Genomic DNA, 798 nt, shown 5'->3' on the forward strand with positions numbered 1-798 from the left:
GGGTTGAAAGGGGGGGGATTCGCAGGCAGATTGTCAACCGTTTCCGTTCCACCGAACGCACGGGCCGATCCGTCGGTATCATGATCATGGAAGGATCGCGAGACACGGAGGATGGTATGTCCCGCACGTCCACAGAACGGTTGCTGCAGCAGCAGATCCAGACCCTCTTCCCGCGCTTGTCGCGTCACCGGCGCCGCGCCCTGGCCCGCTGGGTCTTGGGCGCCCTCTTGGCGGGGAGCGCCAATCGTCCCGCGCTGGTGCACGCGCTCGCCACTGCCGGGATCGCCCGCGCCGCCACCCTGGCGGACGCCTGGGATGCCTGGATCGCCGCCCCGGCCCATCAAACCACCGACCCACCCGCAGCGGGTGCGCCACCGGTGGTCAGTCCGCTGGCGTGCGGCGCCGACCTGCTCCGCTGGATTCGCGCGCACTGGACCGGCGGACCGCTGGTGCTCGGGCTGGATGCCTCCCATCGGCGCGATGACGTCGTTCTGCTGCGCATGAGCGTCCTCTATCGGGGCACCGCCCTGCCGGTCGCCTGGGTGATCGTCCCGGCGAACCAACCGGGTGCGTGGGAACCGCACTGGGAGCGGATGCTGCGCTGGGCCCGCAGCGCGCTGCCGCTCGACCAGGAGGTCCTCGTGCTGGCGGATCAGGGGTTGTGGAGCCCCCGGCTGTGGCACGCCATCCGGTCGCAGCAGTTCCATCCCATCATGCGGGTGCGCACCACGTCGACCTTCGCGCCGACCGGTCAGGCGCGCCAGTCGGTGCTGCGCCTGGCGCCCGGACCGGGGCATG

The 798-nt window shown here is 70.9% G+C and carries 1 protein-coding gene; it reads left to right on the forward strand.

The genetic code is table 11. The annotated features are described in order from the left end of the window. Window positions 1-116 precede the first annotated feature (116 nt). On the forward strand, window positions 117-798 hold a 682-nt coding region (locus NW819_RS09770; protein ID WP_414413616.1), incomplete at its 3' end, for a hypothetical protein.

Origin of the sequence: Synechococcus sp. R8-2 (genome assembly GCF_047461715.1) — a bacterium.
Taxonomy (GTDB): domain Bacteria; phylum Cyanobacteriota; class Cyanobacteriia; order Thermostichales; family Thermostichaceae; genus Thermostichus.